The organism is Mycobacterium farcinogenes, assembly GCF_019739075.1.
GTDB lineage: Bacteria > Actinomycetota > Actinomycetes > Mycobacteriales > Mycobacteriaceae > Mycobacterium > Mycobacterium senegalense.
Genome location: NZ_CP081673.1, coordinates 5,004,437 through 5,020,331 on the forward strand (window position 1 = coordinate 5,004,437; position 15,895 = coordinate 5,020,331).

The window sequence follows — 15,895 nt, forward strand, 5'->3', positions numbered from 1 at the left end:
GATGGAGCTTCGACGGGCAACCCTCCGGCTCGGCGTGCCGCTGTGAGTCGTTCTCTTTTCGTCATAGCCGCCGGATTCAACGGTCGGCACAATCCGCTACGCAACGGCTGGAGCACCGGGCAGCTCCACGCTGTAGCCCAGGCGATGGGACTGGCGGTCCCCCAGCAACTCCCCGTCGCCTTCATCGCCTGTTCCCTGGTGGCCGAGCAGCGCACCTCCGCCACAGAGCTGCGCTACTCACGCTCACAGCGCAACTACTCCTTCCTCGATGCTTACGAGGACGACGAAATGATGACCTACCGCAAGGTGGTCTCAGCGGTCGACTGGCTGATCGCGCATGGGTACGCCGAAGGCCGCAAGGGCGTCTGGTGGCTCAGCAAGCAGTCCATCATGTGGGCCACACCGAAGCTGATGGACATCGTCGGCCATCTGGTCGACCTCACCGCGCGCCAAGGCGCGATGCTGCGCGACGAGATCGTCCTGCGCGACAAAGACGGCAACTCGATCGGATTCACCGACACCGGCGAGATCCGCCGCATGCGCCAGGAGCTGAAGGCCATCAACGCTCATCTGGCCGCCCAGCAGTACCTTCTCAACGGCAGCGCGCTCTACATCTCACCCGCGACACGCATCTTCAACCAGACCTTCCGCCGGGGCGGACGTCTCTACCACCAGGGCTCCTCGTATCAGCAGATGCCAAAGGACAAGCGGGCTCAAATCAAGATGCTGGTCGACGGGGAGTTGTGCGACACGGTCGAACTGGACTTCGAGAGTCTCCACATGCGCCTGGTCTACGCCCGCGCCGGTAAGACGATGCCCGCCGGCGACCTGTACGAGGTCGAGGGCTTCAGCCGCAAACTGGCCAAGGTCGCCACCTTGATCTCACTGAATGCCGATGGCACTGAGATCGGCGCGATCACCGGAGTGCTCAGCAGCGACGAAGAACTCTGTGCAGCCAACGACCTCGACCATCGCAGCCCCTCGATGCTGCGGGCCGCCGCTGAGAGGCTCATTGCGGCCATCAAGCGCAAGCATTACCGGGTCAAGGAGTTCTTCGGCACAGGAGCCGGTGCGGAGCTAATGAAGGCCGACTCCGACATCGCGGTGAGAATCATGCGGGCCATGATCGAGCAGGCCGGACGGTGCCCACTTGTGGTCCATGACAGCTTCATCGTCCCCGCCATGGATGCACCCTTGCTGGAGGACCTGATGACCAAGGCCCTTGCCTCTCATACCCTCTCGTCCACTAGGCCCGTTACTTCCTCTACAAGTAGTTCTCAACGCTTCTGCTCTCTCCCTCCTATCCACTTGGGGAAACACCACTCTGAACAGGGGCTATATGTCCTGCCCCAGACCTATGCGAGAGAGGTATTTGCACACACACGCGAACTTGCGCAGCCGCACGGCCCCGACCCCTAGCGGTGCCCCCTTCGGCGGGGTGGTATTCGCCGGAACCGATCACGGCCAGTCCATCTCGCATCAGCTGTCGCTGCTCTGGTCATGGAGGGATGCATTTGGTAGGTCGTCCGTGGAACACGCGCCCGTCCGGACCGGCATGCGGGTCGCCGGCACCTGGAAAATGGTCTCAGCCGAAATGGTACGCACGCCTGGAACGATCGACCGGGCAGTTTGTTCGACTCCATCCGGTTGCGAACCGATCGCCGCTTCGCGACCTCTTCGGCGACTGCCTCGGCATCCAGACTCGCCTGCCCAGCATTCCAACCTGTGGCGACGGTATCCGTCCCATGCTGCCCATAGAGCACACTTGACTGCGTTAAGCCTCGCTCCGGCGGAAGCCCTCGCAGGCGAGAATAGAGGGCGAATTGCCAGACCAGTGATGCGGCGATCACGCACCATGCCATGCATCAAATTGAAGGTGTTGCATCGACAATTCGCGAAGTCGACCTGAGCGGACCGACGGTGCCGCGCGGCGCGCACGTGGCACAGTAACTTGCTGCGCTGCAGGAATGTTGAAGGTCGTCCTACAGAAGAAGTGAAAATGTCGAGCCCCCGGAAGGCTTCAATCCCGTGTCGTATCGGTAGTTCGAGCGGGAAGCTTGCCCCTAACCAGGGATTATTCGGCGCGCTCCGCCGCAAGTAAGTACCGGGTGAATCGTCATTAACCGTTTTGATGCGTCACTCACAATGCCGCAGGGCCGCCCGCACGACTCGCCGGAATGTAGACAGACCGAATGCCGTTGATCTCCATGAGCTTCAGGAGATGCCGCATCAAGCTCCGGCTAGCGGTCCGCCAACCCCACGTTCATGGGTGGCCCGGATGAGGAAGCGCCGTACACCGACCGGTGTCCGGAAGAGCGCCTCTTCGGAGGCCAAAGTTGGGGAGCTTGCCCGTGCTATACCGCGACACCACCACCGACATCGTTTGGATCGAGCACGAGCTTGTTGAAGCGCTTCGCGAAGAGATTGTTGAGCTAGACGACGAGCAGCTATTGAAGCGGGAGTACGACATCCACGGCGACGCCGCGATCCGTGAGTACATCATCGAGGCGTCTCTGGTCGGCATCTACACCAGCCTTGGTTCCGAGATTGCATTCCGGCGCATCAGCGACGGCGAGGTATTCACCCCGGATGAGATCGAGGCAGAGTTCGAGCAGGACATTTGCGACCTGGAACCGGACCATCGCGCCGCAGTCACCTTCGCCAGGTGGACCGACGAGGTCGGTTACGCAGAGGTAGACACCGAAGACGAGACCGCGGAGGGCCAGGATCAGGAGTGAGTACGGATGAGGATCGCCGCCTACGCGCCGAACTAGCAAGGGAACTTGGCTTTTGGCCTGCCACCCTCGATCCGGACGATATCGCGCAGCATCGACGGGCCGGCGCCGCCGATCGGGGCAAGCCGGGTCGGGAAGAGATCCACCGACGGTGGGCGTGGCACCGGGAGGAGAAGAGGAGGTGCGAGGTCGAGGAGCGGGGTCTCGCTGACGTCGCAGACCTCTACGAGTGATCTGTACCGCCAGCCGAGACCGGGCTGATCAGCCATGCGCCGGTCTCAAACCGTCCCCGAAGCCCGGCTTTAGCGGCGGCTGCATCAGTAACTTCCTGCACGTTGATACCCCGAATTTTCATCACCACCGCGATGACCTCGCTCAGGTCGGCCAACTCTTCGATGAGTTCGTCACGGTTCGTGAGTGCGGCGGCAGCTTCCTGAGCTTCTTCGATGAGCTTGGCTCCGAGAGCGCGGACCAGATCGTCGCCGGATATGTGGCGCACGTTCGGGTTTCGTCCAGACTGGCGGATCAACTCGGGAATCAGATCTCTCACAAGCTTGCCTTCTGTCATCCTGCTGGTCTCCAGTCCCCCCGTGCGTATTCGATCGCGCGGGTCTGAACCGACCCGAGGAACGCAAGCCGGGCCTCTGGAGTCTTGCCAGTCACCGCGATTACCGCTTCACGCAGTGGGTGGTGGCTGGAGATCAGCATCTCGTTGCGCGTCCAGAGTCGTTCGAGGAAGTCACCGTGCGGGAGTCGATGGAACTTGCCTGCCGGTCCCCGGTTGCAAGTGGCGCAGGCTAAGACAAGGTTCCATATGTCGTCGAGGTCGATGAACACGCCCCGGGCCATTAGGGAGTGGGGAAAGTAATGGTCAACATCGGCGGAATGTTCAAGCCCGAGAAGCGGTGTCACCGACGCACCGCAGTAGAAGCAGGCACTGCGCTGGTATCCGTTCAGACCCGGTCGCACCCAGGTGATCGACCGGCGGTGGCCAAGCATGCCGCGCACGATCATCTCCGAGGGCCGGTCGTAGACCACTCGCAAAATCGAGCCGGTCGATCGCTTCTCGTGCCATGTGCTCTCGACCAGCCGCCAGCGCGATTCGGCCTCGGCCTCCAACGGCTGCTTCGTGTCTGCGTCGGCGGCCAGGCCGAGCAACTCGTCGGTGAAGCGAATACCCCTCAGGGACTGATTACGTTCATCAGTAAAGAACCGGGTGCTCACATCGGAGCGGTCCACGACGTGGAAAGCGCCGATGACGTTGTTGAACCCCAGCAGCGCGGTGGTGGTGATCAACTCGTCCTCGGTGATGCGGCCCGCGTTAAAGTGGCGGCAGGCATCCAGGAACCGGCTGCCCTGCGAAGTCGTCTGGGTATCAACCTCGGTCAGATGTTCGCACAGCTCCCGGCTGAACGGGACCGCCAGGTCTTCGAGAGTCACTGAGGTGATCCCTGACTCGGCCAACGTCAGGATTGACTTGGCGAGCGCGAACTTGTAGGACGCGACATTCTGGCCGCGCAGCACGATGCTGCGGAAGTCTGCGGGGGACGTTGAAGCCGCGGTCACGCCCGTCACCATAGGGTGGTGAACTGACAATGCCGGTAGGAGCACACCAAATCCCGTGGGTTTCGTGTCGCATGGCCCGGCTATGGTCCGGGACATGCCAGATCGCGTGTACGGCCACATCCCGGGGTATCCGGTGGGGTCATTGTTCGATGACCGAGCCGCAGCGTCCAAAGCCAGGGTGCATCGGCCTCTTCAGGCCGGGATCTGCGGGGGCGCCGACGGTGCGGAGTCCATCGTCGTGTCCGGTGGCTATGTCGACGACCAGGACAACGGCGATGTCATCATCTACACCGGCCACGGCGGTCAAGGCCCAAACTCAAAGCGCCAGATCAAAGATCAAGAACTGACTGTCGGCAATCTCGGGTTGGCCCGCAGCCATCTCGATGGCCTCCCAGTACGGGTCGTCCGGGGCTTCGAAGGTGACCCGGTCTATTCACCGTCCTGGGGGTACCGCTACGACGGGCTATTCAGGGTCGACGAGTATTGGCAGGAAACCGGCGTTGACGGGTTCAAGATATGGCGCTTTCGTCTGATCGCGCTCCAGGACCAGATAGACGCCGCAGAAACTGCGGAAGGCGATGACGACCCGTCTGCGGCGGAGCCACCTGGCCGAGTGCAAACCACGATTCAACGGATTATCCGCAGCACCAAGATCGCTGAGAAGGTCAAGCACCTCCACGACTACACCTGCCAGGTTTGCGGCATTCAACTCGAAACGCCTGCCGGTCCCTATGCAGAGGCGGCCCACATCCGTGCTTTGGGAACTCCCCATCACGGACCAGACGTGCTGGAGAACTTGCTATGTCTATGTCCGAACGACCACGTCCGATTCGACACCGGCGCGATCTACATCGACCAGACCCTCCAGATCAGAGCCACGAGCGACGACAGCCTGTTAGGCACGCTCACTCTCAAGCGCGGGCACAAACCGGACCCCGGTCACGTGGCCTACCACCGGGTGCGCTTCGCCGGCAAGATCGGGTGAGAAGCCATACGCTCGCTGCGACCCGGACGTCTCGGAAAGAGGTGATGACCACGTGACCGATCCTGACGGCCTGGCAGAGGATCTGTGGGGCGGTATCGAAGAGTCCAAGCGACTGGGCTACAGTCCGGCCCGCTTCATCCAACTCGTGCAGCAGCACGGGGCTGTGGAGGCCACCCGCCGGGTTGTCGATACCGACGCACCAGCCGACGGATTCGTCACCCTGGCCTACCTCATGACGCCGCCACGCCCAGACTTCACCAGCGAACAGCTTGTCCTGAACTATCCCGGCCTGTTCAGCGACGAGGTCGTCAGGAAGGCCCGTTCGAGGCTGAATCAGGGCTGACTGGCCGCCGCTTGCAGCCGGACCCGACCGCCTCGCATCCGACGCCCCTCTTGAGCCCAGCTCTGCTGTCGGCGCGCCGCTACCTGAAGTCGTGCAAACTACCTGGGCCTGTCGCTAGCATCCGCCCATGCCGCTGACGATCGGGGACACCTTCGCCGGGTACCGCGTGCTCCGACTGCTCGGCTCCGGGGGTATGGGTGAGGTCTACGTGGTGCAGCACCCCCGGCTCCCGCGCCAGGAGGCCCTAAAGGCCCTGCGCGCCGAGTTCTCCCAGGATGAGTCGTTTCGGGAGAGGTTCATCCGCGAAGCCGACCTCGCCTCAGGACTACGCCATCCCCACATTGTCGGCATCCATGACCGGGGCGAGCACGACGGGCAGCTGTGGATCGCGATGGAGTACATCGACGGCACTGACCTCAGCCATCTCCTCAAGCAGCGCTACCCGCAAGGCATGCCGGTCGGACATGTCCTGCCCATCGTCACCGCCGTGGCCGGCGCACTGGACTACGCCCACAAGCAGGGTTTACTACACCGAGATGTCAAGCCCGCCAACATCATCGTTGCCGACCTAGATACCGATGACCCCAGCATTTTTCTCGCCGATTTCGGTATCGCGCGACCACTCAATGACACGAGCGGCATCACGACTACCAACATGACTGTTGGCACGGTCGCCTATTCGGCACCCGAGCAGCTCATGGGCGATCCAATGGATGGCAGGGCTGACCAGTACGCCCTCGCCGCCACTACCTACCACCTGCTTACCGGGTCTCAGCTCTTCCCGAACTCGAACCCTGCCGTGGTCATCAGCCGACACCTCAATGCACCAGCGCCCGTCCTCGCTGACGCTCGACCCGAACTCGGCTCACTTGACTCAGTTCTCGCTGCCGCGTTGGCCAAGATTCCTGATGATCGGTTCGTCGGCTGTACTGACTTCGCCCATGCCCTCTCCGAATCCGCTGGCCAGAAAATTACGGGACATGCTGGAACTTCAACCATCCTCGCCCCAGCGGCCCGGACGTCCCGTTCCACTCCCAAAACAGATGGTGCTGCTCGGGCCAGATCTGCTAGTTCCATCAGGCGGTGGCTGATCGGCGTCTCGGTCGCGGCGGTATTGCTACTGCTCGGCGTTGTCGGGGTGCTGTGGCGGCCATGGCAAGACTCGCAATCGAATACCCCCGGCATCTCATCGAACAATGCGTCGACCACATCCACTCCGTCCCCGACCGCGGCGACAGCGGCACCGCCTCCTGTCCCGACTTCTGCTGCGCCGGAGCCTGCCCCTCCGACGAGTCCGGTAGCGACACCCTCGGTAGAGGTGACAACTCCTGCGTCCAATCCCAATGGGCCTGGGTGTTCACCGCAGCGACTGGACAAGTGTGGTCAATGGACGCCGGAGCAGGCCGCGTTCGCCTGCAGGGCAGTCTTGGGTGGAGCCGACTACACCACCGACCTCAAGCGCATGCTGATGAATCGCTACGGCCTGAGTGACGAGAGCGCCTTCTTCCTCGGCAAGGAGGCCATGTACAGCATTAACAGCGGTGGCTACATCGGCACCGGGGGCAACGCCGACGGCCCACATCCCCTGTGCAACGACATCGTTCCCTGACAAGACGTCCGGGTCCGCCGGCCGGCCCACCGGGTGGCACGGCCTCAGACGCTGAAGGTTGAAATTTCGTCGTGCCCCACTTAGGACGGAACTGTCTGAGTGGACGAACCACTGCTGAGCGGGGAGAGCTTCGATGATCAGCGCAGAAATTGCTGTTGCCGCGGTCGCAGTCCTGGCCAGTGGCACCACGGCGGTCGTCAGCATGGTTGTTGCCTACCGTTCTCAGCGGTCGGCGATACGGGAACAGAACCTATGGCAAGAACGGACAAACACCTACCTGAAACTCCAGGGATGGATTCATGCGATCTATGAATGGGATGACCGAGGACATCGAAATGATCCGCCATCTCCCGACCTTGACACCGTGATGAGAGTCAGGCTCTTTGCAAGCCCCTTCATCGTCGACCATTTCGCACAAATGGAGCGCGTCATCGACCTAGCTGTGCGCGCCAGACGCGATAAAGACTGGGAGACCTTCGACAATCTGCGACGTCAAATGAGCGTTGGGTTCGCAGTAGATCTGAACGCCCTACTGCGTGATGAGCTACGGGGACACCCGAATGAGTACGTGGCGACTCCCAGTGGTCGGATCCGGCTTCGATGGCGCAAACGACAAGCTTTGAGATTCTGGGTCCTCAAACAACGTTTGCGGGGTAGCCGCGCCGTTGACCTCGAGATGCCAGAGGGCGGCACCACGCCGTAGGCCCGCGCCGCCCCAGGGCAGAGTGGCTTGTTTCGCGAGCCAAGCTTGGGCCTCTTGGCCGCCATGCCGCCAGCGCCTCTCGATGACCCGGCATCGCGCCGTCTTTGCGGACAGATCTGATCCGCAAAGTGGCTCTGGTGCGCCCACTGGAGCTTGGCGACGGACAACGCGACATTGTTTTCGATTGAGCCGTTCTCGATCGAGCGCGGCGTCCCGCAGCGTTGAGCCATCTCCTGTGACCCAATTTCCTTTGTCCGCCGCAATTTACAGATCCTGGTCAACCCTTAGTTGTTCTTGCCTTGACCGAGCAAGTCCCCGCTGAATGTGCCGGAGGTTCCTTTCCCCTTCATTAAAGAGAGTCTCGAAAATCGATACTGGAACGATGAGCCCGGCAGTTCTCCGCCCGACAGCGGAGTGCTGCGCCGCGGCTACCATTCTGACGTATCGGACCCGGAATGCTGTGCCTCTGCTCCCATCACCAATATGCGCCCACGCAAACGCGTCGAGTCATAAACTGACGCTGAGAAAGGCCGACGGTCATCGTTCGACGGTCAGAGAGGATTTGGCAAGGGGGATCGGGATGGAAGGCACTTCAGCGTCGCCAAACGGCGACGACAGCCCGGAACAAGAGCAGCAGAAAGTTCCAAAAGGGCCGGAAGACCCAGCCCTAGCCAGCTATACGCAGAAGTTGCGTAGGAGAGCCGCGTTCTACGCCCTACTGCTTATGGCTGTCGAAGCGATATTTGTGACGGTCGGTATCGTCTTTCGGTGGCCGGCTACGGTCCTCATTATGGGAGCCATTGGTCTGCTGGCCATCGCAGTGGGCGCGTTCGTGACTGTTAACCGGGAACTCATTCAAGAGTTCAACACTCCGAAGCGGTGGTCGAAGCCTATTGGAGCTGCAGCGACTGTCATCTTTTTGGTGTGCGCGCTGACTATCACGGTCACAGTTGTTCGCCGCGCCACCGCAACGAGTCAAGCTTTGCCTATCAGCGCAAAGGTCATGCAGCTGCCATTGGACAGGGATACGCCGCCAGACGCAGAAAATGGTAGGAACTGGTCGCTGGTCGTACCAGATGTTGACTCATTGCAGCGTGTACCGCGGTATTCCCCGCCCCAACTGCCTCCTGGTAAGGACTGTGCTGACTTGTGGCGAATGGGCGTCGACGCTGGGGGCCAACAGCCGACTACCGCGACTTACAAGGTGCAGATCTGGGGCAAAGTACCCGTCAGCGTTGTTGACCTTCGCGCGCGTATTCTGCAGCGCGATCTTCCAGCATCTGATGGTGCACTTCTGATGTGTACGCCATTCCGGCCTGGACCGCCGGTACCCGACGAGCCTGTCTCGTGCGATTTGACGCAGCGACTCGAAAACGACGCGGTGTCGTGCACAGTCAAGGACGACGCCGCACAAACCGTATTGTTGCGGAACGTCAAGTCGATTCCCTTGCGTCCTGATGCCGAATCAACCTCGCTGCAGGTCACCGTCAGGTTGCCGGACGGCGACGCCGTCGAATGGCAATTGGAGGCCAACGTCTCAACGCCGGATGGCCCCAGTCAAGACCGATGGGTGGCTGTCGGCAATTCGATGAGGAGTCTGGGGCAACGCGACATGAACGCCGGCGAGTTCTATCAGCGATACATCGCGGCGAGCATACTAGGCACGCTCGAATGGAAGCCCGGCGACCCGAGTTCTCCGCCGACTCTGCCTCCGCCGTCAACAGCACCTCACCCCTAACGCCGGAATATTTGTGACGCTGGCTCACACGTTCGCGACGACTTCATCGACGTGGAAGCGCTGATGGGGCGAGTGTGCAGCGACCGGCAGGTACATCGAAGCGATCGGCTTCGGGGCCAGCGGTTAAGTCCACTGGGCAGCCGTCTCTAAAAGGACCACATCTGAGATACCAGCGTGTGACTGAACCTGGCGGACAAACTCCCACGTCGGGACGTCTCGAAAGTTGGTCTCAGAAATAGATGTCCCGAAACTGGCGTTGGGACCATTTATGACACAGTCGGACCTCGCACCCGCCGCCGCCAAACACAGCGGCACCCGGATCGGCTACACCAGGGTCAGCACCGTCACCCAGACTTTGGATCAGCAGAACGAGGCTCTTGCCGCTGCAGGGGTGGCCAAGGTGTTCTCTGATGTGATGTCAGGTGCACGCGATGATCGGCCCGGCCTGGCTGAGCTGTTGGCCTACGTGCGTGACGGTGACACAGTCGTGGTGTGGAAGCTTGATCGACTGGGCCGCAACATGCTGCACATCCTGCAGACCGTCAAGGAGCTGACTGACCGCGGTGTAACGCTGGTGTCGGTCACCGACGGCATCGACTCATCGACCCCCGCTGGACGCATGATGATCGGTGTGCTCGGGTCGCTGGCCGAGTACGAACGTGAGTTGATCAAGGAGCGCACCGCGCTGAAGCGGGCCGTGTCCCGCGCCAACGGGACGAAGTTCGGGCGACCCCGCAAGGTCGAGGACACCGACCACATCACCACCGCGAAGCGGATGAAGACTGACGGGCACACGGCCAAGGACATCGCCAAATACCTCGGCGTCAGCCGGGCAACACTGTATCGGTATATGGCCGATGCCGAGATGGCCTGACCGGTCAGCCAGCGGCGTGCGCTGGCATATGCGGGCTCAATGTGTCCCAGCTGACGGGCGCAATCACGGCCACGATCGCCGCCATCTCCCCACCCCCATGCCGGGTAGGGTTCTCGTCATGGGAGTCCAGACCCACGTGATGGAGTTCAGCAGTGGCGGCGCCTCGTCGAAGGGCGGCGGTTCTGGCCGTCTGCAGTTCGTCAGCCCGCTGCGCCGGCTGAACGGCGCCGAGCGCTGGTTCGTGCTGCTGTACCCGCTGCCGCCGGGGAAGAGCTACCTGGATGTCCGCAACGAGGCCACTGAGCAGTTCATCCAGGCAGCCGGGACCGCCGAGGCGATGATGCTCGACATCCGCAAGCCCGGCGGCGACCAGTGGGGCGCGAAGTGGGTCCGCTACATCATCGGTCATGAGCACGAGGGAGATCCGCCGCTCGACGTGCCGATCGAGTTGCCCAAGGCCGCCGAGATGGTCAGCGCCCCAGAGGTGTTCGAGGCCGAAGAGGCCGGGGACATCGTCTTCACGTACTACAAGACCGGCGACATCCCACCCGGCTACGTGCTACGCCCCGTCGAGGGCTACACCGCTGACGGCGACATCATCGACCTGCGGGATCCGGCGCTGCGTTAAGCCATGCTGTCGGGGTCGTACACGTTGCCGCTGCGCTGCCGCTGCTGCTCTAACAGCTGCTGACCAAGAACCCGCATCGCGGGGTCATCGCTGTCGATCATCTGCTGAGGTGTGAGATGCGTGCCCCAATCGGGGAAGTGATGCGCGGGCGTTGGTGTCGGTGCTGTTGGCACAGTTCCCTCGGCGTGCACGCCGCCGAATCCGCCCGCACCGCGATCCGTTAGACCCGGTGGAAGTGACGGTCCGCCCACCTTCGCGTCGGCACCACCCGTTTCGGACCCACTTGACTCAGCGCCCGAGTCGGCCGGCGCCTCGTCCCATCCCTCCGGCGGATACGCCAAGTCGGTGTCGATGATCCTGATCTCGCGCCCGTCCAGGGTCGCCGTCGCGGGTTTATCCGGGGTGACCGCGTCGTCGAACCGCTCCTGATCGGTCGTCCGATCCAGGCCCTCGTGAGACTTCGCCTCGATGCCGATGTACTCGTCGGGGTCATCGGTTGGCTCGACGGCATCGTAGTAGCGGTGCTGGGGCTTGCCGGTCTTCGGGTTGATCACGTCCGGATGGGTGGCTCGCACCTGTTGGCGCTCCAACGTGATGCCCGTGTCCTCCTCCCGCTTGTCGAGCGCCGCCTTCTCCGCATCCTTGCCGTCGCGGCTGTTCTCACCGCGGTAGGTGCCGTCGTTGTTCCGGTTGGGATAGTCCTCGTTCTGGCCCTTCGGATCCTTCACGACGGGGGCGTCGCCGTCTCCAGTCTCGGCGTCCGCATCGGGATCGTCCGCGTCTCCGGTTCCCGTGTCATCGCGGGTGTCGGTCTCGGTCTCGGGATCCTCGGTCTCGTGGTCGACGAACCGAACCGTCCCGTCGCGCCCGTCACCCTCACCCTCGAACCGGATTCCTTGCAGTTCAGCGGCTTTGGCCTCTAGCCGGTCACCGACGAGTTTGTCGGCAGCCGCCAGCTGCTGCGCGGCCCAACGGATGTCCTCCGCGTGTTCGTTCGCCGCGGTCTGCCTCGCATTCGCTGCGGCGGCGTCGACTTCGCGTGTGTCGGTCAGCGACAGGTCTTCGGCGACGCGGAACCCGTCGGCCTCGGCTGTGGTGATCGCTTCCAGCGCATCGCTCAGGGCGGCCTTGATGTCGTAGCTGCCGTTCTCAGCCAGGGTGGCGGCCTCACGTAGAAGGCTGCTCTGGCGGCCGACCACACCGATGTCGGCGGCCACCCGGTCTAGGGCCGCGTCCTTCGCGGTTCCCTCCCAGGTGGTTCCTCCTGGGGCGGAAACGTTCTGGCGGTGCTGATCGAAGGCGCTTTCGGACCCCGCGGCCGCGGTCCGCCAGGTGGTGGCCGCGTCGGACAGGTGCGCGGTGCTCCACTCCTCGATCTCGCTGCGGGTCGGTGGAGAAGCGGCCCCGGCGGCTGGGCTCACACGCGCACCGTGGCGCTGATGGCGTCGCCGCCGTCGGAGTCGGTGGTGCCGTACCGAGCGCCTCCGGTCGCCAAGTCGCCGGCCAGGGCGGTGATCCGGTCGGACTGCCGCTGCCGCACCGAGGACAGCGCTGCGTTGATCGCAGCGACGCCGGCACCGCTGGGCTGCGCAGATGCTGGGCTGCTGAACGCGGCGTTGGCCAGCCCCGCGGCAACAGCTTCGCTGCAGGACGCCGCTGTCTGTAGGCCGCCCGCGTCGACCTCAAGTTCGTTTGCCATGCCAATCCCCCAACCGGCGAAACACTGATCGTGAGGCTACCTCACGATTTAGGCCGGCTCTGGCGAAGGTTCTCCGGTCTGCGCCATCTGGTGCAGCGCGGCGGCGACCTGCTGCCGTACCCCTGCCAGCGCCTGGTGCGGGTTGGGCGTTGGGTGGCGCAGGGTCGGGAACTAGGTGGTGAGGCCGACCCAGCAGTTAGCGGCATCGTCCCAGGTTGAGGTGTAGGTGTAGCGCTCCGGACGCACGCCGTTCGGGCCGTGGACGTGCGGGCAATCGGCGAGACAGCAGACGCAGACCGAGGCGGGCCGGCGAGGAGACCGGCCGGATTGCGGTAGTCGCAGTCCGGGCACTCGCATCGCTGGCCTGGCTCCATGCTGTGACGGTATCGGGGCGCGGTCCTGGCCTGGGATGGCCAGCGATTCCGACCCCTTACCCGGGGGTCGACTTGTGCTCGGGGGCCGAGTTTTCGATGTCAGGTCGTGCGCGTGAAAGAAGCACCACCACGGCGGGGGCCGTCAGTGGGATCGCCAGCGATTCCGACCCCCATACCCGGGGGCCGACTTGCGTTCGGGGGGCCTGGTTTTGCAACTCAGGTTGTGCGCGTGGAAGAAGCACCACCACGGCGGGGGCCTGGTTGATCCCAATAAGCACAGGTGGGAGTATGCGAGCTTGTTGCGTCGTGCATGACCTCGGCGTGTCAGAATCTCGCGCATGGTGGCGAAGAGACGTCGGGATCGGGGCGGGACTGCTCGACCAACACATTCCGATCCGTTGGGGCGAATGACGGCTATTGGAGCCGTCGTGACCGTCGTGGGTGTCGCTGCAGTTTGGATACTCTGGGGTACTGCCGGGCAGGACCCTGTGCCGAGGACGCAAAGCAACTTTGACGCCTTATCCAGCATTCTCGCTACTGGAGCCGGACTTCTGGCCGCGACCGTTATTGCCTGGACAGAGATCGGTTCTCGGCGTTTTGCTGGACGCACCACCAAGGGTCTGCTCGCTGTCGACAAGACCCTGTCGATCCTGCGCAGTTGCGCGACCGACAGCTTCTCCGCACATGAACTTCGTCAGCGCCGGAAGGTCAATAAGCAGATTGACAAGCTTGCCTCAACCATCGAGGGGATTCCTGCCGCGCTCGGTACCCGAGACCCCGAGGTCGTCCGAGAGGCGCAGGAGCGGGCAGAGGGCATGCGTGCATTGCAAGCCCGTGTGGCATCTATGGATTCGGCAGAGAAACGGACGATCATCGAGGACCTGCAAAGCGCGAAACACCTGTACGACTCAGGCCGCTGGATGGAACTGCCCGCCGTCGAGGTGGCAATGCCCGCCCGACTCTCTCTGGGATACCGGATCGGCTGGGGCTTGGTCGCTTTCACGTGCTTCTCGGGCATAGTCAGCGTGGTGATTCTGACGGCAATGGCGAAGCTGCCTCAGGCAGCGGCGGTGTCTATTCCGTTCGTCTTGGCGTTGGTGCTGTATGCAGCGCTGGGACGCCTCGGCGTCTCCGGCGATGCTATGAAGCAGGCTGTGGACGTGACGTCCAAGGCGCAGGGTTTCGTCGGCGGACCAGCGGCGAAGAAGGACGAGGCCGAGGGGCCGAAGGCCGAGGCCAAGTGATGCGGCCATGTCGCCATGTCACGGCCCGCGCGGCGGCTGGCGCTGGTTGCGGGAGGCAGTGCTGACTGGTCAGTCGGGTTGAGTGGTTGGCAACTTACTCGGGAATTCATTCAGGTGTGACTCCGGGAATGACGGAGGCTCCACCTTGATTCCAGGGATCTCGCCGAGCGGGCCTGGAAGGACACCGTGATTCCGCTGGCCGACCGCGACCTTCCGTTTGACGTCGGCGAAATCGTCGCTGATCTCCAGTGTTCGATCTCTTAGGCCCTTCAGGTCCTTACGCAACAGCATTCTTGTCCACCATGGACGCCAAGCAAGCCGAGTGATCAGGCCAGCGGCATCTGAAACGACATCAGAGAGGTGTCCGTTGATAGCACCAGCTCCGAAGTCCTCGTCACCGTTGAGCTCCTCGTAGGACTCGTCACTTAGTTGTCGTCCGGCTTCGGCGAGAACCAGGTAGTGGTGGACGGCAGTTCTAGGGATGCGAGCGATGAGTGCGGAAGTTTCCACCTCACGGTAAGCGGTTCGAAACTCCCGATAACTGGTCGGTGCCCACCGCGCCATTTCTGTCGCCTCGATGGCCTTGAGGACTGCGCCACGCACTTCGCGGCGTGCTCGGCCAGCACCGATGTAGTTACCGATCACCGATCCCACACCGAGACCACCGACGAGTGGGAGCCACTGCACCAGATCCATCCGGACAAGTTAGCCCAGTGCAAACTGATCGCCATGACTGGCGATGCGATACCGCTGCAGGTACCCGATCCTGACTACTTGAGCCGGGTTGGCCTAGTTGTGTTCCTGGTGGCCCGAACTCAAAGGTCTGCTGATAACTGACCTGGTTCGGTTTCACCATCTGCTGCCACCGGAGCTGGATTGCTCGACCTTCGAGGGCGTGAGAGTGGCAGGCATGACCACAACCAACATGGGTGAGTACTTCGTGAAGTACTCGCGTAAATGCACCGATCCCGGGTCGCTGAGTACTACCGCACGGGTGGCCAGGCACTGATCGAGATCGGCCCGAAGCGCAACGCGATGCTGCATGCGCGGCCCGGTATCGATGAGCACGATACGGACAAGAAGCTCAGGTTGCTTAGGTGGCGTTTCCACGAAGACCGGGAGAAGTCCGAGATCCACATGATCTCCGACGAGTGGGGCGATGACCTCATTGGCCGGATCGTCGAGATCCGGAGCAACGTGGTGGCGTCGCGACCAACCCAGGCAGAGGTACGTGGTGATCAGAAGAACTCTGCAAAAGGGGAGTGATGCGCAGGGCGTGGAAGAGTCACAACGCCTGGCCAGCAGATCGGAGCTGGGCGGTCTGATTTACTGCCGATGTTGAGTTGTTCGAGGCGGAGGCAGGGGTCAGCACCATGACGAGCGGGTCGACCGGCACA

At 62.6% G+C, this 15,895-nt stretch carries 16 protein-coding genes and 1 riboswitch; of the genes, 11 read left to right on the plus strand and 5 right to left on the minus strand.

What is annotated here, in order from left to right; genetic code table 11:
• The first annotated feature begins 42 nt into the window (after positions 1-42).
• Complete coding sequence (locus K6L26_RS23865; RefSeq protein WP_221851699.1) at positions 43-1,419, plus strand: hypothetical protein; 1,377 nt, start codon at positions 43-45, stop codon at positions 1,417-1,419.
• Between the two features lie 793 nt (positions 1,420-2,212).
• A riboswitch (SAM riboswitch) is annotated at positions 2,213-2,322 on the plus strand.
• A 29-nt stretch (positions 2,323-2,351) separates the two neighbouring features.
• Complete coding sequence (locus K6L26_RS23870; protein ID WP_221851701.1) at positions 2,352-2,738, plus strand: hypothetical protein; 387 nt, start codon at positions 2,352-2,354, stop codon at positions 2,736-2,738.
• A 220-nt stretch (positions 2,739-2,958) separates the two neighbouring features.
• Here K6L26_RS23870 and K6L26_RS23875 read toward each other — a convergent pair whose 3' ends face one another.
• Together K6L26_RS23875 and K6L26_RS23880 are read right to left on the minus strand one after the other, a co-directional pair.
• The gene (locus K6L26_RS23875; RefSeq protein WP_221851703.1) at positions 2,959-3,303 is read right to left on the minus strand and encodes a nucleoside triphosphate pyrophosphohydrolase; all 345 of its coding nucleotides are present in this window, start codon (positions 3,301-3,303) and stop codon (positions 2,959-2,961) included.
• A complete protein-coding gene (locus K6L26_RS23880) occupies positions 3,300-4,301 on the minus strand; it encodes an HNH endonuclease family protein (protein WP_221851705.1) in 1,002 nt (333 codons plus the stop codon). The genes K6L26_RS23875 and K6L26_RS23880 overlap by 4 nt, the downstream gene beginning before the upstream one ends.
• Positions 4,302-4,395: 94 nt before the next feature.
• On the opposite strand from K6L26_RS23880, the gene K6L26_RS23885 reads away from it, so the two are divergent.
• From K6L26_RS23885 to K6L26_RS23915, 7 genes are all read left to right on the plus strand, one after another.
• On the plus strand, positions 4,396-5,286 hold the full coding sequence (locus tag K6L26_RS23885; RefSeq protein ID WP_221851706.1) for a YDG/SRA domain-containing protein: 891 nt from the start codon (positions 4,396-4,398) through the stop codon (positions 5,284-5,286).
• Positions 5,287-5,338: 52 nt separating this feature from the next.
• The gene (locus K6L26_RS23890; RefSeq protein WP_221851708.1) at positions 5,339-5,629 is read left to right on the plus strand and encodes a hypothetical protein; all 291 of its coding nucleotides are present in this window, start codon (positions 5,339-5,341) and stop codon (positions 5,627-5,629) included.
• A 127-nt stretch (positions 5,630-5,756) separates the two neighbouring features.
• On the plus strand, positions 5,757-7,238 hold the full coding sequence (locus K6L26_RS31900) for a serine/threonine-protein kinase (protein ID WP_221851710.1): 1,482 nt from the start codon (positions 5,757-5,759) through the stop codon (positions 7,236-7,238).
• 133 nt (positions 7,239-7,371) lie between these two features.
• On the plus strand, positions 7,372-7,941 hold the full coding sequence (locus K6L26_RS23900) for a hypothetical protein (protein ID WP_221851712.1): 570 nt from the start codon (positions 7,372-7,374) through the stop codon (positions 7,939-7,941).
• A 580-nt stretch (positions 7,942-8,521) separates the two neighbouring features.
• Positions 8,522-9,679 (plus strand): hypothetical protein, encoded by a 1,158-nt coding sequence (locus K6L26_RS23905; protein WP_221851714.1) that lies wholly within the window; start codon positions 8,522-8,524, stop codon positions 9,677-9,679.
• 268 nt (positions 9,680-9,947) lie between these two features.
• The gene (locus tag K6L26_RS23910; protein ID WP_221851716.1) at positions 9,948-10,553 is read left to right on the plus strand and encodes a recombinase family protein; all 606 of its coding nucleotides are present in this window, start codon (positions 9,948-9,950) and stop codon (positions 10,551-10,553) included.
• A gap of 118 nt (positions 10,554-10,671) precedes the next feature.
• The gene (locus K6L26_RS23915; RefSeq protein ID WP_221851717.1) at positions 10,672-11,181 is read left to right on the plus strand and encodes a hypothetical protein; all 510 of its coding nucleotides are present in this window, start codon (positions 10,672-10,674) and stop codon (positions 11,179-11,181) included.
• Here the strand turns inward: K6L26_RS23915 and K6L26_RS23920 are convergent.
• Both K6L26_RS23920 and K6L26_RS23925 read right to left on the minus strand, forming a co-directional pair.
• On the minus strand, positions 11,178-12,602 hold the full coding sequence (locus K6L26_RS23920; protein ID WP_221851719.1) for a hypothetical protein: 1,425 nt from the start codon (positions 12,600-12,602) through the stop codon (positions 11,178-11,180). The two genes, K6L26_RS23915 and K6L26_RS23920, sit on opposite strands and share 4 nt — an antisense overlap.
• A complete protein-coding gene (locus K6L26_RS23925) occupies positions 12,599-12,880 on the minus strand; it encodes a hypothetical protein (RefSeq protein WP_221851721.1) in 282 nt (93 codons plus the stop codon). The genes K6L26_RS23920 and K6L26_RS23925 overlap by 4 nt, the downstream gene beginning before the upstream one ends.
• 802 nt (positions 12,881-13,682) lie before the next feature.
• On the opposite strand from K6L26_RS23925, the gene K6L26_RS23930 reads away from it, so the two are divergent.
• On the plus strand, positions 13,683-14,498 hold the full coding sequence (locus K6L26_RS23930) for a hypothetical protein (RefSeq protein WP_221851722.1): 816 nt from the start codon (positions 13,683-13,685) through the stop codon (positions 14,496-14,498).
• 69 nt (positions 14,499-14,567) lie between these two features.
• Here K6L26_RS23930 and K6L26_RS23935 read toward each other — a convergent pair whose 3' ends face one another.
• Positions 14,568-15,194, minus strand: coding sequence for a hypothetical protein (locus K6L26_RS23935; protein WP_221851724.1), 627 nt, complete (start codon positions 15,192-15,194; stop codon positions 14,568-14,570).
• Positions 15,195-15,455: 261 nt separating this feature from the next.
• Between K6L26_RS23935 and K6L26_RS23940 the strand changes: the two genes are divergently transcribed.
• Positions 15,456-15,764 carry a hypothetical protein gene (locus tag K6L26_RS23940; protein WP_221851726.1) on the plus strand — a complete coding sequence of 103 codons (309 nt, stop codon included), beginning with the start codon at positions 15,456-15,458 and terminating at the stop codon, positions 15,762-15,764.
• The last annotated feature ends 131 nt before the right edge of the window (positions 15,765-15,895 follow it).